General features: G+C 66.0%; 25 protein-coding genes. 16 read left to right on the forward strand and 9 right to left on the reverse strand.

Annotated features, from left to right (window positions below):
• Nucleotides 1-3: 3 nt before the first annotated feature.
• On the reverse strand, nucleotides 4-753 hold the full coding sequence (gene gpmA / locus PA01_03900) for a 2,3-diphosphoglycerate-dependent phosphoglycerate mutase (protein KON80880.1): 750 nt from the start codon (nucleotides 751-753) through the stop codon (nucleotides 4-6).
• A 153-nt stretch (nucleotides 754-906) separates the two neighbouring features.
• On the opposite strand from gpmA, the gene PA01_03905 reads away from it, so the two are divergent.
• The 6 genes from PA01_03905 (at nucleotide 907) to PA01_03930 (ending at nucleotide 4,042) form a co-directional block, all read left to right on the forward strand.
• Nucleotides 907-1,236 (forward strand): metalloregulator ArsR/SmtB family transcription factor, encoded by a 330-nt coding sequence (locus tag PA01_03905; GenBank protein KON80881.1) that lies wholly within the window; start codon nucleotides 907-909, stop codon nucleotides 1,234-1,236.
• 94 nt (nucleotides 1,237-1,330) lie between these two features.
• Complete coding sequence (locus PA01_03910) at nucleotides 1,331-1,747, forward strand: rhodanese-like domain-containing protein (GenBank protein KON80882.1); 417 nt, start codon at nucleotides 1,331-1,333, stop codon at nucleotides 1,745-1,747.
• Nucleotides 1,744-2,010 carry a glutaredoxin 3 gene (gene grxC / locus PA01_03915; protein KON80883.2) on the forward strand — a complete coding sequence of 89 codons (267 nt, stop codon included), beginning with the start codon at nucleotides 1,744-1,746 and terminating at the stop codon, nucleotides 2,008-2,010. The genes PA01_03910 and grxC overlap by 4 nt, the downstream gene beginning before the upstream one ends.
• 108 nt (nucleotides 2,011-2,118) lie before the next feature.
• Nucleotides 2,119-2,595, forward strand: a complete 477-nt coding sequence (gene secB / locus PA01_03920; protein KON80884.1) for a protein-export chaperone SecB — start codon at nucleotides 2,119-2,121, stop codon at nucleotides 2,593-2,595.
• Nucleotides 2,596-2,600: 5 nt separating this feature from the next.
• Complete coding sequence (locus PA01_03925) at nucleotides 2,601-3,050, forward strand: SH3 domain-containing protein (GenBank protein KON80885.1); 450 nt, start codon at nucleotides 2,601-2,603, stop codon at nucleotides 3,048-3,050.
• A complete protein-coding gene (locus PA01_03930) occupies nucleotides 3,047-4,042 on the forward strand; it encodes an NAD(P)-dependent glycerol-3-phosphate dehydrogenase (GenBank protein ID KON80886.1) in 996 nt (331 codons plus the stop codon). The genes PA01_03925 and PA01_03930 overlap by 4 nt, the downstream gene beginning before the upstream one ends.
• Before the next feature lie 92 nt (nucleotides 4,043-4,134).
• On the opposite strand, the gene PA01_03935 is transcribed toward PA01_03930, so the two are convergent.
• Together PA01_03935 and PA01_03940 are read right to left on the reverse strand one after the other, a co-directional pair.
• A complete protein-coding gene (locus PA01_03935; GenBank protein ID KON80887.1) occupies nucleotides 4,135-4,599 on the reverse strand; it encodes a tRNA (cytidine(34)-2'-O)-methyltransferase in 465 nt (154 codons plus the stop codon).
• A 1-nt stretch (nucleotide 4,600) separates the two neighbouring features.
• Nucleotides 4,601-5,311: a ComF family protein gene (locus tag PA01_03940; protein ID KON82287.1), complete on the reverse strand. Its 711-nt coding sequence runs from the start codon at nucleotides 5,309-5,311 to the stop codon at nucleotides 4,601-4,603.
• A gap of 57 nt (nucleotides 5,312-5,368) precedes the next feature.
• Between PA01_03940 and bioB the strand changes: the two genes are divergently transcribed.
• The 3 genes from bioB to PA01_03955 are packed head-to-tail and all read left to right on the forward strand — an operon-like array spanning nucleotide 5,369 to nucleotide 7,910.
• The gene (gene bioB / locus PA01_03945; GenBank protein ID KON80888.1) at nucleotides 5,369-6,355 is read left to right on the forward strand and encodes a biotin synthase BioB; all 987 of its coding nucleotides are present in this window, start codon (nucleotides 5,369-5,371) and stop codon (nucleotides 6,353-6,355) included.
• A gap of 5 nt (nucleotides 6,356-6,360) precedes the next feature.
• On the forward strand, nucleotides 6,361-7,254 hold the full coding sequence (gene bioC, locus PA01_03950; GenBank protein ID KON82288.2) for a malonyl-ACP O-methyltransferase BioC: 894 nt from the start codon (nucleotides 6,361-6,363) through the stop codon (nucleotides 7,252-7,254).
• Nucleotides 7,251-7,910 carry a pyrimidine 5'-nucleotidase gene (locus PA01_03955; protein KON80889.1) on the forward strand — a complete coding sequence of 220 codons (660 nt, stop codon included), beginning with the start codon at nucleotides 7,251-7,253 and terminating at the stop codon, nucleotides 7,908-7,910. Before bioC ends, PA01_03955 begins: the two co-directional genes overlap by 4 nt.
• Nucleotides 7,911-7,925: 15 nt before the next feature.
• Here the strand turns inward: PA01_03955 and hemB are convergent, their stop codons facing one another.
• On the reverse strand, nucleotides 7,926-8,939 hold the full coding sequence (hemB, locus tag PA01_03960; protein ID KON80890.1) for a porphobilinogen synthase: 1,014 nt from the start codon (nucleotides 8,937-8,939) through the stop codon (nucleotides 7,926-7,928).
• 222 nt (nucleotides 8,940-9,161) lie between these two features.
• The gene (yihA, locus tag PA01_03965; protein ID KON80891.1) at nucleotides 9,162-9,812 is read right to left on the reverse strand and encodes a ribosome biogenesis GTP-binding protein YihA/YsxC; all 651 of its coding nucleotides are present in this window, start codon (nucleotides 9,810-9,812) and stop codon (nucleotides 9,162-9,164) included.
• Nucleotides 9,813-9,944: 132 nt separating this feature from the next.
• Here yihA and PA01_03970 point away from each other — a divergent pair, with 132 nt between their 5' ends.
• The 4 genes from PA01_03970 to phoU all read left to right on the forward strand — a co-directional run bounded on the left by PA01_03970 (nucleotide 9,945) and on the right by phoU (nucleotide 13,506).
• Nucleotides 9,945-10,571 (forward strand): cytochrome c4, encoded by a 627-nt coding sequence (locus PA01_03970; protein KON80892.1) that lies wholly within the window; start codon nucleotides 9,945-9,947, stop codon nucleotides 10,569-10,571.
• Nucleotides 10,572-10,773: 202 nt separating this feature from the next.
• Nucleotides 10,774-12,027 carry a molybdopterin molybdotransferase MoeA gene (locus PA01_03975; protein ID KON80893.1) on the forward strand — a complete coding sequence of 418 codons (1,254 nt, stop codon included), beginning with the start codon at nucleotides 10,774-10,776 and terminating at the stop codon, nucleotides 12,025-12,027.
• Between the two features lie 30 nt (nucleotides 12,028-12,057).
• Nucleotides 12,058-12,720, forward strand: coding sequence for a ribose-5-phosphate isomerase RpiA (gene rpiA, locus PA01_03980; GenBank protein KON80894.1), 663 nt, complete (start codon nucleotides 12,058-12,060; stop codon nucleotides 12,718-12,720).
• Nucleotides 12,721-12,801: 81 nt separating this feature from the next.
• Complete coding sequence (phoU, locus tag PA01_03985; protein ID KON80895.1) at nucleotides 12,802-13,506, forward strand: phosphate signaling complex protein PhoU; 705 nt, start codon at nucleotides 12,802-12,804, stop codon at nucleotides 13,504-13,506.
• 82 nt (nucleotides 13,507-13,588) lie between these two features.
• On the opposite strand, the gene PA01_03990 is transcribed toward phoU, so the two are convergent.
• The 4 genes from PA01_03990 to PA01_04005 all read right to left on the reverse strand — a co-directional run bounded on the left by PA01_03990 (nucleotide 13,589) and on the right by PA01_04005 (nucleotide 18,022).
• Nucleotides 13,589-13,861, reverse strand: coding sequence for an oxidative damage protection protein (locus PA01_03990; GenBank protein KON80896.1), 273 nt, complete (start codon nucleotides 13,859-13,861; stop codon nucleotides 13,589-13,591).
• Nucleotides 13,862-13,864: 3 nt separating this feature from the next.
• On the reverse strand, nucleotides 13,865-15,502 hold the full coding sequence (locus PA01_03995) for a diguanylate cyclase (GenBank protein KON82289.2): 1,638 nt from the start codon (nucleotides 15,500-15,502) through the stop codon (nucleotides 13,865-13,867).
• Nucleotides 15,503-15,657: 155 nt separating this feature from the next.
• A complete protein-coding gene (argA, locus tag PA01_04000; protein ID KON80897.1) occupies nucleotides 15,658-17,013 on the reverse strand; it encodes an amino-acid N-acetyltransferase in 1,356 nt (451 codons plus the stop codon).
• A gap of 286 nt (nucleotides 17,014-17,299) precedes the next feature.
• The gene (locus PA01_04005) at nucleotides 17,300-18,022 is read right to left on the reverse strand and encodes a 16S rRNA (uracil(1498)-N(3))-methyltransferase (GenBank protein ID KON82290.1); all 723 of its coding nucleotides are present in this window, start codon (nucleotides 18,020-18,022) and stop codon (nucleotides 17,300-17,302) included.
• A 42-nt stretch (nucleotides 18,023-18,064) separates the two neighbouring features.
• Here PA01_04005 and PA01_04010 point away from each other — a divergent pair, with 42 nt between their 5' ends.
• From PA01_04010 to PA01_04020, 3 genes are all read left to right on the forward strand, one after another.
• Nucleotides 18,065-18,622, forward strand: a complete 558-nt coding sequence (locus PA01_04010) for a thioredoxin family protein (protein ID KON80898.1) — start codon at nucleotides 18,065-18,067, stop codon at nucleotides 18,620-18,622.
• Nucleotide 18,623: 1 nt separating this feature from the next.
• Nucleotides 18,624-19,433, forward strand: a complete 810-nt coding sequence (locus tag PA01_04015; protein ID KON80899.1) for an inositol monophosphatase — start codon at nucleotides 18,624-18,626, stop codon at nucleotides 19,431-19,433.
• A gap of 122 nt (nucleotides 19,434-19,555) precedes the next feature.
• The gene (locus PA01_04020; GenBank protein KON80900.1) at nucleotides 19,556-20,431 is read left to right on the forward strand and encodes a phosphoribulokinase; all 876 of its coding nucleotides are present in this window, start codon (nucleotides 19,556-19,558) and stop codon (nucleotides 20,429-20,431) included.
• Nucleotides 20,432-20,494: the final 63 nt, after the last annotated feature.

Here is a 20,494-nt window from a genome sequence, read left to right on the forward strand (position 1 = left end):
CTTTCAACCCTTCGCCTTGCCCTGCCCCGCCACCGCCGCCTCGGCCGCGCGGATCGTGTCGGCATCCGCGAGGTAGTAGCTCCTGATCGGGCGCAGGTTCGCGTCCAGCTCATAGACGAGCGGCTGAGCGGTCGGGATGTTGAGGCCGACGATCTCGCTGTCGGAGATGTTGTCGAGATACTTGATCAGCGCGCGCAGGCTGTTGCCGTGGGCCGCGATCAGGATGCGGCGACCGGCGAGGATATTCGGCACGATTACCGTCTCCCAGTACGGCACGAAGCGCGCAACGGTGTCCTTGAGGCATTCGGTGCGCGGAAATTGCGCGCGCGGCAGCGAAGCATAGCGCGGATCGCCGCTGGTGAGCCGTTCGTCGCCTTCCGGCAGCGGCGGCGGCGGCGTGTCATAGGAACGGCGCCAGACGAGCACCTGGTCGTCGCCGAATTTCGCCGCGGTCTCGGCCTTGTTGAGCCCCTGCAAGTCGCCGTAATGCCGCTCGTTCAGACGCCACGAATGCTCCACCGGCAGCCACAGCGAGTCGAGTTCCTCGAGGACGATGTTCAGCGTCTTGTTGGCACGCTTGAGCACCGACGTATAGGCCAGGTCGAAGGTGTAGCCTTCGCGTTGCAGCAGCTGGCCGGCAACCCGCGCCTCTTCGACGCCCTTCTCGGTGAGATCGACGTCGGTCCAGCCGGTAAAGCGGTTGTCCTTGTTCCAGGTAGACTCGCCATGGCGAAGCAGAACGATTTTGTACATGAACGCTCGGGAAAAAGTGGTTGAAATTGTGAAGCTGACATCGGACGACGGAACGAGACCGGAGCGCCCGGCGCAACACAAAGACACCGGACTCGCCCTTAATCGAGCCGCGGTATTTTATACTAGTCGTCTGATCTGCACTTCACGCCCACCGTGGACAACAACGCCATCATCGACCTGATCGACAAGCACGAACACATCGAGACTGCCGCTCGTGCGCTCAAGGCGATTGCACACCCGCTGCGGCTGAAGATCCTGTGCGTGCTCGGCGAGAGCGAAATCTGCGTCCAGGAAATCGTCGAGGCGGTCGGCACGTCGCAGAGCAACATCTCCCAGCATCTCGCGATCCTCCGGGACAAGGGAGTGCTGCAAACCCGCAAGGATGCCAATCGCGTCTATTACCGAGTCTGCGACCAGCGGACGCTGCAGCTGATCGTGCTGATGCGCGAAGTGTTCTGCGGCGTCGCCCGCGACAGGATGTGAGCCGGCAGTCCGCGGCTGGCGTCCCGGCTGCCATCTCGATTGTCATCCCAATTGTCACCCTTCGCATCGAACCCTTAGAACGGAGCAAGATTTCGTGGAATTCCTCCAGCAAAACTGGTACTGGGCTGCGCTCGCGGTAGCAAGCGGCAGCTGGCTGCTGTTCGACTTCGCGCGCGCGCAAGGCGACAAGAGCCAGGTATCTCCGATCGAGGCGACCCTGCTGATCAACCGCGAAGAGGCGATCGTCATCGACATTCGCGACCAGGCCGAATACGCCCGCGGTCATATCCCGAACGCGCGGCACGTTCCGCAGGGCGACCTCGAACGGCGCAGCGCGGAGCTCGCGAAGTTCAAGGATCGCCCGCTAATCGTTTATTGTTTCACCGGTGCTCGCTCGGCGGCGGCGATCGCGACGCTGAGGAAAGCGGGATTCGAGAAACTCTTCAACCTGCGGGGCGGCCTCGTCGAATGGGAAAAAGCCGGACAGCCGGTCAGCCGCAAGAGGAAATGAACATGGCAAAAATCAGAATGTATGCCACGAACGTGTGCCCTTACTGCGTGCGTGCGGAACAGCTCCTCAAGCGCAAAGGCGTGACCGACATCGAGAAGATCCGCGTCGACCAGGATCCGGCGCTGCGCGACGAGATGATCAAGCTGACCGGGCGCCGGACGGTGCCGCAGATCTTCATCGGCGACCAGCATGTCGGCGGCTGCGACGACCTGTTCGATCTCGACCACGCCGGCAAGCTCGACCCGCTGCTGGCCGCGCCCTGAACATCCTGATCCGGGCGCGACGCCGCGTTGAGGCGCGCGCCGCCGCGAGCCGGGTCACTTCGCATCCTCCCCATTCACCCGATCCACTTCCTTTTTCCAGGCCTTTCCATGACCGAAAACGCACAAGCCGCACAACCCGTCTTCTCGATCGAAAAACTCTACGTCAAGGATCTCTCGCTCGAAGTGCCCAACGCGCCGAAGATTTTCCTCGAGCGCGAGAACCCGCAGATCAACGTGCAACTGCGCACCGAGGCCAGCAACGTCGATGAAGGTGTTTTCGAAGTCACGCTGACGGTGACCGTATCGTCGAAACTGGCGGAAGACCGGACAGTGTTTCTCGTCGAAGTTGCGCAGGCGGGCATTTTCCAGATCCGCAACATTCCGGAAGGCGATCTCGAAGCGGTGATGATGATCGGCTGCCCCAACATCCTTTTCCCGTATGCGCGCGAGTCGGTGTCGGATGCGATCACCCGTGCCGGTTTCCAGCCGGTAGTGCTTGCGCCGGTGAACTTCGAATCGCTGTACCAGGCCCAGCAACAGCAGGGCGCGGCAGCCGCGCAGGCTGGCGAACTGCCGATCCAGTGAGACGAATGCACCCGAACCTCCGCTTCTCGCTGTCCCTCGCCGCCGCGCTGGCCCTGCCGGTCGGCGCCGCCGAGGCGATCGAATTCCGTTCGGTCGGCGAACCCGCCGTGCTCTTCGACGCGCCTTCCGAGAAAGGCAAGCGCCTGTACATCGTCGCGCCGGGCACTCCGGTCGAAGTCGTCGTGACCCTCGACAAGTGGGTCAAGGTGCGCGATGCGGGCGGAGCGCTGACGTGGATCGAACGGCGGGCGTTGTCGGAAAAGCGCACCGTGATGGTCTCCGTGCCGCGGGTCGTGGTGCGCCAGCGGGCCGCGGACGATGCGCCGGCGGCGTTCGAGACCGTCAAGGATGCGGTCCTCGAATTCGTCGCGCAATCGGGCGATGGCTGGATCCAGGTCCGCCACAAGGACGGCACGCAGGGCCACCTCAAGATCAGCGAGGTGTGGGGGCTTTGACGCGGACGCGCATCGCCGTGTTCGGCGCCGGTGCCTGGGGCACCGCGTTGGCGCTCGCATTCAGCCCGCGCCACGACGTCATCCTGTGGGGCCGCAACGCAGGCCACATCGACACGCTCGCGACGACGCGGCACAACGAGCGTTACCTGCCTGGGGTGCCCCTTCCCGAAGAACTGGCCCTGACGGCCGACTTCGCCGCGGCCGCCCGCGCCGCCGACCTGCACCTCGTCGTCACGCCGCTCGCCGGGCTTCGCGCCGCGGTCGGCGAACTCAGCACGCTGCAGCCCGGCACGCCGTTGATCTGGGCATGCAAAGGTCTCGAATCGGGGAGCGGCAAGCTGCCGCATGAAATCGTCGCCGAAGAACTCGGGCCCGCAGCCCGGTGCGGCGTATTGACCGGCCCCAGTTTCGCCGCCGAAGTCGCTCGCGGAATGCCGACTGCGGTGACGCTGGCCGCGGCCGACCCGGCTTTCGCCAGTCGCTGGGTTCCTGTGCTGCACCAGCCGCGGCTGCGCATTTACGCGAACTCCGACCTCGTCGGCGCCGAGATCGGCGGTGCGGTCAAGAACGTGCTCGCGATCGCCGCAGGTGTGTCCGATGGCATGGGGTTCGGCCTCAACGCGCGCGCGGCGCTGATCACCCGCGGATTGGCTGAAATCGCGCGGCTCGCCGAAGCCCTCGGCGGACGCCCCGAGACCCTGATGGGCCTCGCCGGCATGGGGGACCTGATCCTGACCTGCACCGGCGACCTGTCGCGCAACCGGCGCGTCGGGCTCGCACTCGCCCAGGGCAAGACCCTCGCCGAGATCCTCGGCGAACTCGGCCATGTCGCCGAAGGCGTGTCCACCGCGCGCGAAGTCGTCAAGCTCGCTGCCCGCCACGGCGTCCAGATGCCGCTGTGCGAAGCCGTCGACACGCTGCTCCACGATGCGCGACTCGGCCCGCGCGAAGTCGTCGAGCAACTGCTGTCGCGCGAGCCACGGCACGAGTGACGCGTTCCCCCGCGTTTGCGCCGGTTGCGGCAGCACCGCGCCGCTTTGCTCCGCTCCCGTCGTCGCATCCCGCCGGGCAGAGGTGCCCGGGCTCACGTCGCGCCGGCAAATCCCAGTTGGCGCCACGCCTCGAAAACGACGACCGCGACGGCGTTCGACAGATTCACGCTGCGGTTGGCCGGACACATCGGGATGCGCAGCGTCTGCATGTCCGGTACTGAATCGAGAACTTCGGCCGGCAGCCCGCTGGTTTCGCGTCCGAAAAGCAGTACATCGTCGGTACGGTAGTCGACCAGGTCGTAGCGGATCCGACCCCTGGTGCTCAGCGCGAACATGCGGCGCCCGGCGAGTGCGGACAGGCACGCGTTCCAGTCATCATGGACGGTGACCGTCGTCAGGTCGTGGTAATCGAGGCCGGCGCGCGCGAGTTGCCGGTCGGAGAGATCGAAGCCGAGCGGGCGCACGAGATGCAGCCGCGCGCCGGTGTTGGCCGCGAGCCGGATCGTGTTGCCGGTGTTCGGCGGGATTTCGGGCTGGAAGAGAACGATATCGGGCATGTCACTCGGGGGAAGGTGTGCGGGCGACGACGAGGTTTTCGACGCGTGCGGCGCCGTGCATCTTGAGCGTGCGGGCGAGCTCGTCGAGCGTCGCGCCAGTCGTCATGACGTCATCGACGACGATCACCGTGCGGCCGGCAAACGATGCCTCACAACGGAACGCGCCCCGCATATTGACGCTTCGCTCCTTCCACGGCAAGGACACCTGCGGCGCGGTGTTCAGCGCCCGCCCGACCGCCGCGAGCTCGAGCGGCAAGCCCCACGCGCGTCCGAGCGGACGGGCGATCTCGACGGCCTGGTTGAAGCCGCGCTGGCGCAGGCGACTCACATGCAGCGGCATCGGCAGCAGGACCGCAGCCGGCCGGGGCGGGCCGAGCGGCAACAGCGCTTCGGCGAAAAAATTCGCCAACGCCAGGCGGTGGCGGTATTTGAGCCCCTGCACGATCCGGTCGACGGGAAAAGCGTAAGCAAACGCGGCGCGGCTCGCATCGAACGCCGGCGGATTGCGCAGGCAGCGCCCGCACGTCGCACCGTCGCCAGTCGGAACCGCACATACCGGGCAGGACGCCGGCTGGCGCGGCAGATCGTTCCGGCAGGCGCTGCACAGCGCGGCTGCGCCCGACATCGAACCGCACACGAAGCAGTCCTGCGGCATCAGCAGGTCCGCGATCCGGCGCACCCGAAGGCGCACCCCCTTGAGCAGGTTTGACAAGATTTCCGCCAATGAAGGAACATGCGAGGCTTCGCATTACATCCCGGAACCGCTTTCATGACAATGACTTCAGCGCCCGCTGCCGAACGCCAGGCCGACCCGGCCGTACCCCGCGCCCCGTGGACCGTGGCCGAAGCCGTCGAGCTGTTCGAACAGCCTTTCATGGACCTGCTCTTTCGCGCGCAGCAGGTGCACCGCGCGCATTTCGACGCGAACGCGGTGCAACGCTCGACGCTGCTGTCGATCAAGACCGGCGGCTGCTCGGAAGACTGCGGCTACTGCTCGCAATCGACGCGCCACAAGACCGGCCTGGACCGTGAACAGCTGCTGAAAGTGGCCGAAGTCGTCGAGCATGCGAAAGCGGCGAAAGCGAAGGGCGCGTCGCGCTTCTGCATGGGTGCGGCGTGGCGCGGGCCCAAGGACAAGGACATGGAGACGGTGCTGGCGATGGTGCGCGAAGTCAAGGCGCTCGGCCTCGAGACCTGCGTGACGCTCGGCATGCTCAAAGGCGACCAGGCGCTGCAGCTCAAGGAAGCCGGCCTTGACTACTACAACCACAACCTCGACACCGCGCCGGAGTTCTACGGCCAGGTCATCACGACGCACACTCTGGCCGACCGCCTCGACACACTCGAACAGGTGCGCGGCGCAGGCATCAACGTCTGTTCCGGCGGCATCGTCGGCATGGGTGAAGGGCGGCGCAGCCGGGCCGGCCTGCTGGTGCAGCTCGCGAACATGGCCTCGCCACCCGAATCGGTGCCGATCAACAATCTCGTGCCGGTGCCCGGCACGCCGCTCGAAAACGTCGACAAGATCGATCCGTTCGAATTCGTCCGCACGATCGCCGCCGCGCGCATCATGATGCCGACGAGCTTCGTGCGCCTGTCGGCCGGGCGCGAGCAGATGAGCGACGAGCTGCAGGCGCTGTGCTTCATGGCCGGCGCGAACTCGATCTTCTACGGCGACCGCCTGCTGACGACCGACAATCCGGACACCGACCGCGACGAGGCGCTGTTCGCGCGTCTCGGCCTGCGTCCCGTCTGAGCCGGATGCGCGCTCCGGCCGACTTCGCGCTCGCCCGCGAACGCCTCGTCCGGCGCTTCGGCCGTGCCGCGGCGACCTACGACGAGGTCGCGGTGCTCGCGCGCGAAGTCGCGCGCCGCATGGACGAGCGGCTCGACTACATCCGCATCGAACCGAAGCGCATTCTCGACCTCGGCTGCGGGACCGGCGCGGACTTCGAGGCGCTCGGCAAGCGCTACCCGAAAGCGATGCGCATCGGCGCCGATTTCGCGCTGCCGATGCTCGAGCGTGCGCGCGGCGAGCGCAGCCTCTTCGGTCGGCTGCGCTCGCTCGGCCGCAACGTCCCGCCGGCGCTCGTCTGTGCCGACGCGTCCGCCCTCCCGTTCGCCCGTGCCAGCGTGTCGCTGGTGTGGTCGAACCTGCTGCTCAACTGGCTCGCCGATCCGCTGCCGGCGTTGCGCGAGCTGCACCGCGTGCTCGAGACCGACGGGCTGCTGATGTTCTCGTCGCTCGGGCCGGACACGCTGAAAGAGCTGCGCGCGGCCTTGCCCGATACGTACGGTGAGCGGGTGCACCGCTTCATCGACATGCACGACCTTGGCGACGCCCTCGTCACGGCCGGCTTCTCCGATCCCGTCATGGACATGGAAGTGCTGACGCTGACATACGCCGACCTCGACGAACTGCTGCGCGACCTGCGGCTCTCCGGCAGCGCCAACGCAAGCCATGGTCGGCCGCGCGGGCTCTCGGGCAAGTCGGGCTGGGCGGCGGCGCGCGACGCGCTCGAGGCGCTGCGCCGCGACGGGCGCCTGCCGGCGACTTTCGAGATCGTCCAGGGGCACGCATGGAAGGCGCAGCCGAAAACGACCGATGACGGCCGCGCGGTCATGCAGTTCCAGCCGCGCAAGCTGCGCGGATGACCGCTCCGCTCCCGCCTCGACTGGTGTGGCTGTTCGATCTCGACAACACGCTGCACAACGCCAGCGCGCACATCTTCCCGCACATCAACCGCAGCATGACGGCGTACCTCGAGCAGCACCTGTCGCTGAGCGCGGAGGAAGCGAACGCGCTGCGGGTCCACTACTGGCATCGTTACGGGGCGACGCTGCTCGGCCTCGTGCGCCACCACGGCACCAACCCGCACCATTTTCTCGAGGCGACGCATCGCTTCGAGAAACTGCACAAACTGATGGTGTTCGACCGCGCGCTGCGCTCGATGCTGCGCAAACTGCCGGGACGCAAGATCGTATTCTCGAACGGCCCGCAGCGGTACGCCGAAGCGGTCGTCGGAGCGATGGGCATCCGCCGTCATTTCCATGACGTGTTCGGCATCGAACAGATGCGCTTCCACCCGAAGCCGGGCGTGCAGGCATTCCGCCACCTGCTCCAGGATCATCGCCTGGACCCGCGGCGCTGCGTGCTGGTCGAGGATTCGGCCGAGAACCTGCGCACCGCGAAGCGGCTCGGCATGAAAACGGTGCTCGTCGGGCGCGGCCTGAAGCAGCCGGCCTACGTCGACATGAAGATCAGCTCGATCCTGCGCCTGCGCCGCGCCACCCGGCCGTGGCTCGCGTGACGTCGGACGGAAAGGTCAGGCTGCTTTCAACCAGCGCGCCGCGTCGAGCGCGAAATACGTCAGGATGCCGTCGGCGCCGGCGCGCTTGAACGACAGCAGCGCCTCCATCACGCACGCTTCCTCCGCCAGCCAGCCGTTCGCGATCGCCGCCTTCAGCATCGCGTACTCGCCGCTGACCTGATAGACGTAGGTCGGCACCTGCAGCTCGGTCTTCACGCGCCGGACGATGTCGAGGTACGGCATCCCGGGCTTCACCATGAACATGTCGGCCCCTTCGGCGATGTCGAGGGCGACTTCGCGGATCGCCTCGTCGGAGTTCGCCGGGTCCATCTGGTACGTATATTTGTTGCCCTTGCCGAGACTCCCGGCCGAGCCGACCGCATCGCGGAACGGCCCGTAGAAGCTCGACGCGTACTTCGCCGCGTACGCGAGGATGCGGGTGTGGATCCGGCCGTGGCGGTCGAGTTCGGCGCGGATGCGCGCGATGCGCCCGTCCATCATGTCGGACGGCGCGACGACATCCGCGCCGGCCTGCGCATGGCACAGCGCCTGTTTCGCGAGCGCTTCGAGCGTCTCGTCGTTGAGCACATAGCCGCGCGGGTCGTCGGGGTCGATCAGCCCGTCCTGGCCGTGGCTGGTGTAAGGATCGAGCGCGACATCGGTGATCACGCCCAGCTCCGGAAAGCGTGCCTTCAGCGCCTGCACGACCCGCGGCACGAGGCCGTCGGGATTCCACGCCTCTTCGGCGCCAGGCGTCTTGCCCGCGGCATCGATGACGGGAAACAGCGCCAGCGCCGGCACGCCGAGCGACACCGCCTCTTCGGCGACATGCAGCAGATTGTCGAGCGACACGCGGTTCACGCCCGGCATCGACGGCACCGCTTCGGTGAGGCCCGTCCCTTCGAGCACGAACACCGGATAGATCAGGTCATCGGTGGAAAGCCGGGATTCGCGCATCAGGCGGCGGGAAAAGTCGTCGCGGCGCATCCGCCGCATGCGGGTCGCGGGAAAAGTTCCGGTAGGGCGCATGGTCAGTCCAGTGAAGTGGAGGCGAAACACCCGGTAACGAAACCGCGGAGGAACTTCGCCGAAAGAGGCTTATCTTATCGTACAGATGGTGACGAGCCATCTCCCGCTTCACCTCCCTGAGCGGGTGCCTTAATCCAGTTAAGGCGTTTGACCCCGGGCTTTATCCCCTTTAGCCCGGGGTTTTTTATTGCTCGGGGGGTTTGTCCGCGCGCTGTGGCGAAGTCATTTCCCTGCCGCGCGCAGCTGAGCCGCAGTCGGAATTGCCGGCAGATCGTCGGTCGGCAGACCGAGCCAGCCGGCCACCTTGTGCTCGACTTCTTCCATGCCGATTTTCTTGAGGCTGGAGAACAGCTGCACGCTGATCTGAGGCCCGATTGTCGCGACTTCGCGTCGAACGCTGGCGAGCGTGGCTGCAGCCTCGTTGCGCGACAGCTTGTCGCATTTCGTCAGCAGCGCGTGGATCGGCCGCCCGCCGGGGACGAACCAGTCGATCATCTGCCGGTCGAGGGTGGTCAGCGGATGACGCGAATCCATGATCAGCACCAGTCCGATCAGGTTTTCACGTTTGCGCAGATAGTGCTCGAGCAGCCCCTGCCATTGGCGGCGGATGTTTTCCGGCACTTTCGCGTAGCCATAGCCCGGCAGGTCGACGAGCACTGCACCGCAATCGAGGCGGAAGAAATTGATCAGCTGGGTGCGTCCGGGCGTCTTCGACACGAATGCCAGACGGGTATGATCGGCAAGCGTATTGATGGCGCTCGACTTCCCGGCGTTGGAGCGTCCGGCGAACGCGATTTCCGCGCCCTGCGGAGGAGGTAAATCCCCTGATTTTGCAATGGAAATTTCGAAGCGTGCGTTACGGAAGATCGGCATCTGGGAGTCGGCGAGAACAAGGGCGAGAGCGAAAACGGGGTTGGGGCGCGCCCACCTTGCATCGCGCAAAACGGGGTACTTGATATAGAATAACGCGTTTGTGACGACCGCTCACGGCTTTCTGAGGACACCATGATCAAGCGTTCCCTGCTGCTCCCGCTGCTGCTGGTTGCCGGCGGCCTTCAGGCCCAAGAACCGGCTCCCGATCTCGCAAAGGCGAAAACGACGGCTGAAACCGTGTGCGCCGGCTGCCACGGTCCGGACGGCAACAGCCCGATTTCGGCCAATCCAAAGATCGCGGGACAGCACGAGGAATATCTCTACAAGCAGCTGAGGGCCTTCAAGTCGTGGGACGGCAAGCCGCCCGAGCGCGAGAACCCGATCATGGGCGCGATGGTGGCCGGGCTCGAAGACGCGGACATGAAGGCGCTCGCGGTCTATTTCGCGTCGCAGAAGCTGCAGCCCGAGAGCGCGAAGAATGCGGAGACGGCACAACAGGGCCAGGATATCTGGCGTGCCGGCATCGCCGCGAAAGGCCTGCCGGCCTGCTCGGGCTGTCACGGCCCGACCGGCGCCGGCATGCCGGTCCAGTATCCGCGCATCGCGGGCCAGTTTGCCGAATACACCGAAGCGCAACTGAAGGCCTTCCGCGACGGGGTACGCAAGAACGATCCGAACCTGATGATGCAGACGATCGCATTGAAAATGACGGATGCGGAAATCAAGGCGGTTTCGGATTACGCGGCAGGATTGCGTTAAGAACCGAACAGCGGGATCGCGGTGCGAGAAATGGGGTGGTTCGACCACCCTTTTTCTTGCCGGCCCGCAATCCCGACCCGCGAATGGCCGCTCGCAAGCGGACCGCGCCCTCACCCGCGCCACGAGTTGCCGCAACGACGGTCGACCGTGCGATGATAATCAGCAGTGTGGCGGTGCGCCGCCGCGTCAAGGGATCAGAGTCATGAAACAGAACGCCGGCGCGACGTCCGCGCCCCGCTCCCCCCAGCTGACCACCGCCGAAGCGCGACGAACGATTCTCGAACGCCTCGCGCCGATCGACGGGTGGGAACGCGTCGCGGTTCGCAACGCGCTCGGACGGGTTTTGCTCGACGACGTGATAGCGCCGTGCAACGTGCCGGCCCACGACAACTCCGCGATGGACGGCTATGCGGTGCGGTTCCGCGATCTCGCCGTCGGGCACGAGACTGCACTTGCGGTGGTCGGCACCGCGTTCGCCGGCAAGCCGTTTTCAGGCATCGTCGGCGGCGGCCAGGCCGTGCGGATCATGACCGGGGCGCCGATTCCGCAAGGTGCCGACACGATCGTCGTGCAGGAAATGGCTCGGGTGGCGGACGGGCAGGTGTTCATCCCGGCCGGACAGCAGGCAGGGCAAAACCTGCGCCGTGCGGGCGAGGATCTCGCCGTCGGCGGCGTCGCGCTGCCGGCTGGAAAACGCTGCGGCCCGGCCGAACTCGGTCTGATCGCTTCGCTCGGCATCGCCGAAGTCACCGTGCGCCGACGCCTGCGCGTCGCGTTCTTCTCGACCGGCGATGAGCTCGCGTCGATCGGCAAGCCGCTCGCACCAGGCGAAGTCTATGACAGCAACCGCTACACGCTGTTCGGCGCACTTTCCCGTCTGGGCTGCGACATGCTCGACATGGGCGTCGTCCCCGACAACCCGGCGGCCCTCGAAGCCGCTTTTCGCGGTGCGTCCGCCGATGCGGACGTGATCCTGACGAGCGGCGGCGTTTCGGTCGGCGAAGCCGATTTCATCCGCGAGCTCGTCAATCGCCTCGGCGAGGTCGCGTTCTGGAAGATCGACATCAAGCCGGGCCGGCCGATGGCTTTCGGCCGCGTCGGCGATGCCTGGCTGTTCGGCCTGCCGGGCAATCCGGTCGCGGTGCTGGTGACTTTTTACCAGTTCGTGCAGGATGCGCTGCTCGTCCTCTCCGGCGTCTCGCCGCTGCCGGAACCCGCGCTGTTCGAAGTCCGGTGCGGCGAAGCGATCCGCAAACAGGCCGGCCGCCGGGAGTTCCTGCGCGGCCAGCTGCAAACGGTCGACGGCCGGCAGACGGTGCGCCTCGCCGGAGCGCAGGGCTCGGGGGTGCTGCGGTCGATGTCCGAGGCGAACTGCTTCATCGTCCTCGCCGAGGAGCGCGGCGACGTGGCGGCCGGAGAAGCAGTGACGGTGCAGGTTTTCGACGGGCTGATCTGAAGCGGCGTTTCACCGGATGGACATTTCACCATGACCCAGGACGAACTCAAGAAGGCAGCCGCGATCGCGGCACTCGACTACGTCGAAGACGGAATGATCGTCGGTGTCGGCACCGGTTCGACCGTCAATCATTTCATCGACGGTCTGGCTGGCATCAAGGAGCGCATCGCCGGAGCGGTGTCCAGTTCGGAAGCGAGCGCGCGCCGCCTGGAGGCCCACGGCATCCCGATCCTGGATCTGAACGACATCACCGACCTGCCGGTGTACGTGGATGGGGCCGACGAGATCGACGCCGGGTTTTGCATGATCAAGGGCGGAGGCGGCGCGCTGACGCGCGAAAAGATCGTCGCGGCAGTTGCGCGCCGGTTCGTCTGCATCTGCGACGCGAGCAAGAAGGTCGCCTGTCTCGGCCGCTTTCCGCTGCCCGTCGAGATCATTCCGATGGCCCGCGCCTACGTCGAGCGCGAACTCGCGCGGATCGGCGGGCGGCCCGAACTGCGCGACGGATTCGTCACCGACAACGGCAACCTGATCCTCGACGTGCACGGCCTGATGATCACTTCGCCGCGCGCGCTCGAAACCGAGCTGAACCAGATCGTCGGGGTGGTGACCAACGGTCTGTTCGCGCGCCGCGGCGCGGACGTGCTGCTGCTGGCCACACCCGCCGGCGTCGAGCGACAAGTGGCAAGCTGAGCAGCGCGTGCCCCCGACGCCGACCTGAAACATTCCGGTCACTTTTTGCTGCTAGCCTCCTCGCACACAGAGGATTCAGACATGCCGAGCAAACACACTCTTACTCATTTCGACACCGAACTGGAAGCCATCCGCAAGCGTCTGCTGGAAATGGGCGGCCTCGTCGCACAGCAGCTGAGCCGCGCGATCGAGGCGTTGAGCAGCGGCGACCTGGCAACGATCGAAGCGGTCATCGAAGACGACCGACGCGTCAATGAAGAGGAAGTCGCACTCGACGACGCGTGCATCCTGCTCATCGCGCGTCACGGGCCGACCGCCGGCGACCTGCGCATGGTCATGACGATGATCCAGATGATCACCGACCTCGAACGGGTCGGCGACGAAGCAAAGAAGATCGCAAAGGCGGGCAGGCAGATCATCAGATCGGATGCGATGTTCGTGCCGAAAGTCGAACTGCGGCACGTCGCGGCGATGGTCGTCGACATGCTGCAGCGCGCGCTCGACGCCTTCGCCCGCATGGATCCTTCGGCGTCGGCCGCCATCGCGCGCGAGGACAAGGAAGTCGACGCGATCTTCAAAGGCATCATGCGCCAGCTGATCACCTACATGATGGAAGATCCGCGGCTCATCACGCGCGCGCTCGACGTGCTGTTCATCGCCAAGTCGATCGAGCGGGTCGGGGACCACGCGAAGAACGTTTCGGAATACGTCGTGTATATGGTCAAAGGCCGCGACGTGCGCCACGAAGGAATCGAAGCGCTGGAGCGCGAGTCCGGCAGCCGCTGACAGGGCTGCTGCCGCCGGAAATGCGAAGGGATGACCCGCAGGTCATCCCTTCTTCGTTTGCAGCCGCGGCATGCGCCGGGATTTACTGGGGGGGGGGAACGTAGCCGCCGACCTGGTCCGCGCCACCGCCGAAGAAATGCTTTTCCATCTGTTCGGCGAGGTACTTCCGCGCCCGCGCGTCCATCAGGTTGAGGCGATTTTCGTTGATCAGCATGGTCTGGTACTTCACCCACTGCTGCCAGGCTTCCTTGGACACATTCTCGAAAATGCGCTTGCCCAGCGCGCCCGGCACCGGCGGCAGGTCCAGCCCTTCCGCTTCGCGCCCAAGCTTGATGCAATTGACCATACGGGTCATCGTTCAATCCCCTTTGCAAATGGGTTCATCGGATTCTGAAGGCACCATTCTATCGGATTCATGCGCTTGACTCCCGGCCAGCGTCCATCTGTCGCGACCCCGATTCTTCGAGCAGTACATCGCCTGATCGGCGACCGCGATGAGCTGTTCCGGGTTGTCGGCGTGCTGCGGGAACAGCGCGATCCCGAGGCTCGCCGTGAGGCTCGCGATGTGCCCGTCGAATTCGAAGCGCTGCGTCTCGATGACTTCGAGGATGCGGCGAGCGAGTTCGCACAGGTCACGCTCTTCGGCGTCGGGCACGAGCACGCCGAACTCGTCGCCGCCGAGGCGGAAGAACATCTCGTTGCGCCGGATCACGCCGCCGACGGCCTGGGCAAGGCCGACGAGCACGGCATCGCCCGCCTGGTGACCGAACTCGTCGTTGATCGGCTTGAAGCCGTCGAGGTCGATCGCGATCAGTCCCACACGGACTTCGTGGCGGCTCGCTTCGGCCACCAGGCGATTGAGCTCCTCGTGGAAGCGCCGCCGATTGAAAAGGTTCGTCAGCGGATCGCGCTCGGCCAGTTCCACCATTTTCCGGGCGATCTTTCGCTCTTCGGTGACATCCTCGTAGATCCACACTCGCCCGATCCAGCGCCGGCCCTGGACCGATTCCACGACCGTGGACACGTCGGTGACGATGCGTCCGTCGCGCAGGCCGATCTCGTGCGTTTCGCTGACACCATGCATCTGCAGCACGCCCGCGATGTGCTCGAAATACGCTTCCGGCTGCTCGAGCAAAGGGGCCACGCGGCTTTGCAGCACGACATCGCGCATCCCGATCAGGTTCTCCTCGGGCCCGAACCCCCAGATGCTCAGCATCGCCCGATTGTAGTAGAGGACCCGGTGATCCCGATCCATGAACAGGATGCCGAGGCGGATCACGTTGAGCAGCGCCGAAAGGCGCTGACGCTCATCGTTGCTGCGGGCCAGATAGCGTTCGCGGAGCGCCTGCGCGCGACGCAGCTCGGTCACGGTCTCGAGCAGCTTGTATTCGGTCTCCTTGCGCGCCTGGATGTCCTCCGCCGACATGCGCAAACCTGCCGGATGAGTGGAATCTTCGCCCAGCTGCCGCCAGTGGCACGCCACCCAGCAGATGCCCCCGTCGGCGCGCATCAGGCGCATCTCGAAATTCGCGGGCGGGCCGCCCTCGGCGACTTTCCGCGCGGTGCGCAGACAATAATTGCGGTCCGATTCATGCACGAGGAACACGATCGCATCGGGCGCTGCGAGGCATTCGGCAGGCGTGCGACCGGTGATGCGGTGGATCGACGGGCTGATCCAGACGAGGCGCCCGCCGACATCGAACAGCGCTTCGAGGCCGTACACCCCTTCGGCAACTTCGCGCAGCCGCCGCACTTCGTCGGAGGCGGCGTCGATACGGGCGAGCGCGTCCTGCGGTCGAGCCTCCCGTGAAGGGGCGAGCGGAATCGCCGCGTCGGCGTCGAGTCGGTCGAGCCGTGCCGCGATCGCGATATTGCCCTGCTCCCTTTCGCGCGTCCGCCGCAGCCTGTCGCAGTGCACGGCGACTCCAGCCAGCAGGCCGATTGCGGCGATCGTGACGATTGCCCCGAGAGGCGCGCCCTCGGCCTCGCCATACATTCCGATTCCCACAGCAAACGTGGCAAGCATCGCCGCGGCCACGCCGGCGAGCACCGGAACCAGCTTCGCGCCCCCCCCCCTGTTCGCCGCTCAAGTCGTCGCCTCCTCGCACACTGCGAGGAACCTCTGTGCGGCAGGCATTGCATCGCGAATGTTCATAGCGGTTTCGTGAACACCTTGGAACGACGCTGGTAGTTGTAGAGTTCGCGCTTCTGCCGCGGCAGCGCGTCCGGCCCGATCTCGCTGAAGCCGCGCTCGCGGAACCAGTGCGCAGTGCGCGTCGTCAGCACGAACAGCCGCTCGAGCCGCTGCGCGCGCGCGCGCTGCTCGATCCTTCGCAGCAGCTGATCGCCCAGCCCCGCCCGCCGGTACTCGGGAGTGACTGCAAGGCACGCGAGTTCGGCGGCGCGTTCGTCGCTGAACGGGTACAGCGCAGCGCATCCGACCAGCACTCCGTCGTGTTCGACGACCGTGAAGCGGTCGACTTCCTGTTCGAGCAGCTCGCGGCCCCGCCGCACCAGCGTGCCGTCCGCTTCCATCGGCGAGATCAGCGCGACCAGCGCGGCGACGTCCTCGACCGTGGCTTCGCGCAAGCCGAACAGCGGGTCGCGTGACACGACGGTGCCGACTCCGGCGTGCGTGAAAAACTCCAGCAGCAGGCCGCCGTCCTTGTCGTGGTCGATCAGATGGACGCGCGCGACGCCGCGGCGCACGGCGCGGATCGCACAGGGCAGGTAAAGATCGAGATCCTCGGTCAGCCCTTCGCCCGCGTTGAACATGCGCTCGGCTTCGTCCGCGGTAACGTAATCCATCAGATGCTGGTCGGCGTCCAGCAGCCCCGGCGCGTCGCATAGATAGACGAGCTTTTCGGCGTGCACCGCGATCGCGACCGCTTCCGCGACTTCCTCCATCGACAGATTGAAAATCTCTCCGGCCGGCGAAACGCCGAGCGGAGTGATCAGCACGACGTTCTGCTGATCGAGGTCGGCGTTGATTTCCTCGGCGATGATCTTGCGCACCGCCCCCGTGTACAGGTAATCGACGCCCTCGACGACGCCGACCGGGCGCGCGGTGATGAAGTTGCCGCCGGTGATCCGCATGTAGCTGCCCGCCATCGGCGTATTCGGCAGTCCCTGCGACAGCAGCGCTTCGACTTCGATCCGCGTCACCGCCATCGCTGCCTTGACGCATTCGAGCGCGTCGGCGTCGGTCACGCGCAGACCGTTGTGGTAACGCGGCTCGAGCCCGCGCCGGGCCAGTTCGGCATCGATCTGCGGACGCGCGCCATGCACGAGGACGAGACGGATTCCCAGCGCCGCCAGCAAGTTGCAGTCGTATGCGAGGCTTTGCGCGCGCGCGCCGGCGGCGACTTCGCCACCGAAGCCGATCACGAACGTCCGCCCGCGAAACGCATGGATGTACGGCGCCGCCCCGCGCACCCAGGCGACGAACTGGTCGGTGCTCGCAGGGACTTCGGTTGCGGCACGGGAAGGAGTGGTTTGCCCGTTCAAGCGATCACCGTCAGGATTCTTTGAGCTGCGCGCGCGGCCGAAACGGCGGCACGCAGCCCGCAAGCTGCATATTCTAACGAAACGGGGACGCTGCGCATGCGCTTGCGACGTGCCGAAACACGAAACGTCGTATTTCAGCCCGGTTTCAAGCCCTGCCGAAGCTCGGCAACACTTTGATACGCGCAAACCCCGGCTCGACAAGCACGCAACTGCGGCTCGACCGCGTCGTGCTCGGCTTTGTCGTTTGCCTGGGCCAGCTCGGCCGCCGGGGCACGCCGCTGCGGCTTCAGAAATCTCCCCACAGCGCCTGCAGCGTGGCGACTGCAGCGAGCCCTGCCGTCTCGGTGCGCAGCACTCGCGGCCCGAGCCCGACCGGAACGCATCCCGCAGCCCGGCACACCGCGAGCTCATCATCCGACCAGCCGCCTTCGGGGCCGACGAGCAGGTGCAGCGCTGTTTCGGGGCGGGCGAACGACACCAGGCGCCGCCCGTCGACCGGCGTCAACACGAGCCTTGACGCTCCATCGGCACTGCCGAGATACTCGCGCAGCCCGGTGATCGGCGCGATGTCCGGCACGCGATTGCGCCCGCTCTGCTCGCACGCCGAGATCGCCACCTGCTGCCAGTGCGCGACACGCTTTTGCGCGCGGTCGCCCGACAGCTTCAGCACCGAACGCTCCGCCTGCAGCGGGACGAGCCCCGACACCCCGAGCTCGACGGCCTTCTGCACGATCCAGTCCATCTTCTCGCCGCTCGCGAGCGCCTGCACCAGCACCAGCGACAGCGGCGATTCCCGTTCCAGCGCGTGGTGTTCGCCGCGCACCGCGAACGCGTCCCGGCCGCGCACTTGTAGACGGGCGGCCAGCTCTCCACCGCGTCCGTCGAACAGCACCAGCGGGTCGCCGTCGCGCAGGCGCAACACGCGCAACGCGTGGTGCGCGAGCGCTTCCGGCAGTTCGATTTCGCCCGAATCGGGCAACGGACAGGGAAAAAAGAAGCGAGAAATCATCATGCTATTATAAGGAAACCCTTGTCTTTCCGGAGCTTCCCGATGGTCGCAACGACAACACCGCTGTGCAATTTCGGCTGGCCGGCGCCGGAGTTCGACCTGCCGGGCATCGACGGCAAGCGTCATACGCCTGCTTCGGCGCGCGGCCCCAACGGCCTGCTCGTGATGTTCATCTGCAACCACTGTCCGTACGTGAAAGCCGTCATCGACAAGCTCATCCGCGACGCGCGCGAGCTGGCCGCGCACGGCATCGGCAGCATCGCGATCATGGCGAACGATCCGACCGACTATCCGGAAGACTCGTGGGACAACATGGTGCGCATCGCCCGCGACCTCGACTTTCCGTTTCCGTACGTGCTCGACGCGACGCAGGCGGTCGCGAAAGCGTACGGCGCGGTATGCACTCCGGATTTCTTCGGCTTCAACAGCCGGCTCGAGCTGCAGTACCGCGGCCGCCTCGACGCATCGGGCCGCGGCCCGACGCCGGCCGGCGCGCGCCGCGAGCTCTTCGACGCGATGCTACAGGTCGCACGCACCGGCGAAGGCCCGCGCGAGCAGACTCCGAGCATCGGCTGCTCGATCAAATGGCGGGAGGCGTGATATGTCGACTGTCGGGCAACGACTCGCCTGTGCGCGGGCGCTCGAATCGGTCGTGCGCGACATCGCCCGCGAAGTCATCCTGCCGCGCTATCTGAAGACCGCGCGCAACCGCAAGCCGGACGGGTCGCTGTTCACCGAAGCCGATCTCGAATCGCAGGCGCGCTTCATCGAAGCCCTGCCCCGCCTGCTGCCCGGCCCGGTGCTCGGCGAGGAAATGAGCGGCGAAGAGCAGGCGCACCTGTGGAGCAGCGGGCGCGCCGGCATGTGGTGCATCGACCCGATCGACGGCACCACCAACTTCGCCAACGGCATTCCGTTCTTCGCCGTGTCGATCGCGTATCTCGTCGAACAGGAAACCCGCTTCGGCGTCGTCTATAACCCGGTCACCGACGAATCGTTCTACGCCGCGAAAGGCGCCGGGGCGTTCCTCAACGGCGTCGAACTCCCCCTCCGTCCTGCAGCGCCGCGCCTGCACGACGCGGTCGCCGGCATCGACTTCAAGCGCATCAGCCATCACCTCGGCGACGAACTCGCGGTCCGCCCGCCGTATTTCTCGCAGCGCAACTTCGGCTCGAGCGCGCTCGAATGGTGTTTCGTCGCCGCCGGCCGGCTCGACGTCTATCTGCACGGCGGGCAGATGCTGTGGGACTACGCGGCAGGCCGCCTGATCCTCGCCGAAGCCGGTGGGGAAGCCGCGGCGCTCGATGGCGGATCGCTGATGGCCGGCCCGGCGATCAAGCGCGGCATCATCGCCGCGGCCAATCCGACGCTGTTCCTCGAGTGGCGCAGCTGGGTGGCGGCGCACTCCTGAGCTTCCCGACCGACTTCCTCCGGCCTGCGGGACAACTTCCGCCCTCACCGCTTTCAAGATCACCGCTTAAAGATCACCGCTTCAACATCGCACCTCCCACGAACCTGCCGCGGAACTTCGCCATGTCCATGAAACATCCGATCATCGCCGTGACGGGCTCCTCCGGCGCCGGCACGACCACCGTGAAACACACGTTCGCTGCGATCTTCCATCGCGAGCGCGTCAACGCCGCGATCGTCGAAGGCGACAGCTTCCACCGCTACACGCGCAACGAGATGAACCGCATGATCGAAGAAGCGGAACGGGCCGGGCAGCGCGGCATCAGCCATTTCGGGCCGGAAGCGAACCTCTTCGAAGAGCTCGAGAACCTGTTCCGCGCCTACGGCGAATCGGCGACCGGGCGCAGCCGCTCGTACATCCACAACGAGGAGGAGTCGGCGCGCCTCGGCCTGGCGATCGGTACTTTCACCGAGTGGGAAGACCTTCCCGTCGGCACCGACTGCCTGTTCTACGAGGGGCTGCACGGCGGCGTCGTCGCCGACAAGGTGGATGTCGCGCGCCACGTCGATCTGCTGATCGGCGTCGCACCGGCAATCAACCTCGAATGGATCCAGAAGCTGCACCGCGACACCAAGATTCGCGGCTACTCGATGGAAGCCGTGCAGGACACGATCCTGCGCCGCATGCACGACTACGTGCATTACATCGTGCCGCAGTTCTCGCTCACGCACATCAACTTCCAGCGCATTCCGATCGTTGACACATCGAATCCGTTCATCGCGCGCGATGTCCCGACGCTCGACGAATCGATGGTCGTGATCCGCTTCAAGGACCCGCGCGGCGTCGATTTTCCGTATCTGCTGCGCATGATTCACGAGTCACAGATGTCGCGCGCGAACTCGATCGTGATCCCGGGCGGCAAGATGGACCTCGCGATGCAGCTGATCCTGACGCCGCTGATCTGGAAGCTGATGGAACGCCGGCGCCAGTGGGTATAGGCCCGCGCCGGCCCGTCAGGGGGCGGCAATAGCTTTGCCGCGCCAGATACTTATCCATTTTGC

The sequence above is a fragment of the Azoarcus sp. PA01 genome (assembly GCA_001274695.2).
In the GTDB taxonomy this organism is placed as follows: domain Bacteria; phylum Pseudomonadota; class Gammaproteobacteria; order Burkholderiales; family Rhodocyclaceae; genus Aromatoleum.

Coding starts and splice junctions, on each gene's coding strand:
- gpmA (KON80880.1), bottom strand. CDS start 753: ATGTACAAAATCGTTCTGCTTCGCCATGGCGAGTCTACCTGGAACAAG.
- grxC (KON80883.2), top strand. CDS start 1,744: ATGAACATGGCAAAAATCAGAATGTATGCCACGAACGTGTGCCCTTAC.
- secB (KON80884.1), top strand. CDS start 2,119: ATGACCGAAAACGCACAAGCCGCACAACCCGTCTTCTCGATCGAAAAA.
- PA01_03925 (KON80885.1), top strand. CDS start 2,601: ATGCACCCGAACCTCCGCTTCTCGCTGTCCCTCGCCGCCGCGCTGGCC.
- PA01_03935 (KON80887.1), bottom strand. CDS start 4,599: ATGCCCGATATCGTTCTCTTCCAGCCCGAAATCCCGCCGAACACCGGC.
- bioB (KON80888.1), top strand. CDS start 5,369: ATGACAATGACTTCAGCGCCCGCTGCCGAACGCCAGGCCGACCCGGCC.
- bioC (KON82288.2), top strand. CDS start 6,361: ATGCGCGCTCCGGCCGACTTCGCGCTCGCCCGCGAACGCCTCGTCCGG.
- PA01_03955 (KON80889.1), top strand. CDS start 7,251: ATGACCGCTCCGCTCCCGCCTCGACTGGTGTGGCTGTTCGATCTCGAC.
- hemB (KON80890.1), bottom strand. CDS start 8,939: ATGCGCCCTACCGGAACTTTTCCCGCGACCCGCATGCGGCGGATGCGC.
- yihA (KON80891.1), bottom strand. CDS start 9,812: ATGCCGATCTTCCGTAACGCACGCTTCGAAATTTCCATTGCAAAATCA.
- PA01_03970 (KON80892.1), top strand. CDS start 9,945: ATGATCAAGCGTTCCCTGCTGCTCCCGCTGCTGCTGGTTGCCGGCGGC.
- PA01_03975 (KON80893.1), top strand. CDS start 10,774: ATGAAACAGAACGCCGGCGCGACGTCCGCGCCCCGCTCCCCCCAGCTG.
- rpiA (KON80894.1), top strand. CDS start 12,058: ATGACCCAGGACGAACTCAAGAAGGCAGCCGCGATCGCGGCACTCGAC.
- phoU (KON80895.1), top strand. CDS start 12,802: ATGCCGAGCAAACACACTCTTACTCATTTCGACACCGAACTGGAAGCC.
- PA01_03990 (KON80896.1), bottom strand. CDS start 13,861: ATGACCCGTATGGTCAATTGCATCAAGCTTGGGCGCGAAGCGGAAGGG.
- PA01_03995 (KON82289.2), bottom strand. CDS start 15,502: ATGTATGGCGAGGCCGAGGGCGCGCCTCTCGGGGCAATCGTCACGATC.
- PA01_04005 (KON82290.1), bottom strand. CDS start 18,022: ATGATTTCTCGCTTCTTTTTTCCCTGTCCGTTGCCCGATTCGGGCGAA.
- PA01_04010 (KON80898.1), top strand. CDS start 18,065: ATGGTCGCAACGACAACACCGCTGTGCAATTTCGGCTGGCCGGCGCCG.
- PA01_04015 (KON80899.1), top strand. CDS start 18,624: ATGTCGACTGTCGGGCAACGACTCGCCTGTGCGCGGGCGCTCGAATCG.
- PA01_04020 (KON80900.1), top strand. CDS start 19,556: ATGTCCATGAAACATCCGATCATCGCCGTGACGGGCTCCTCCGGCGCC.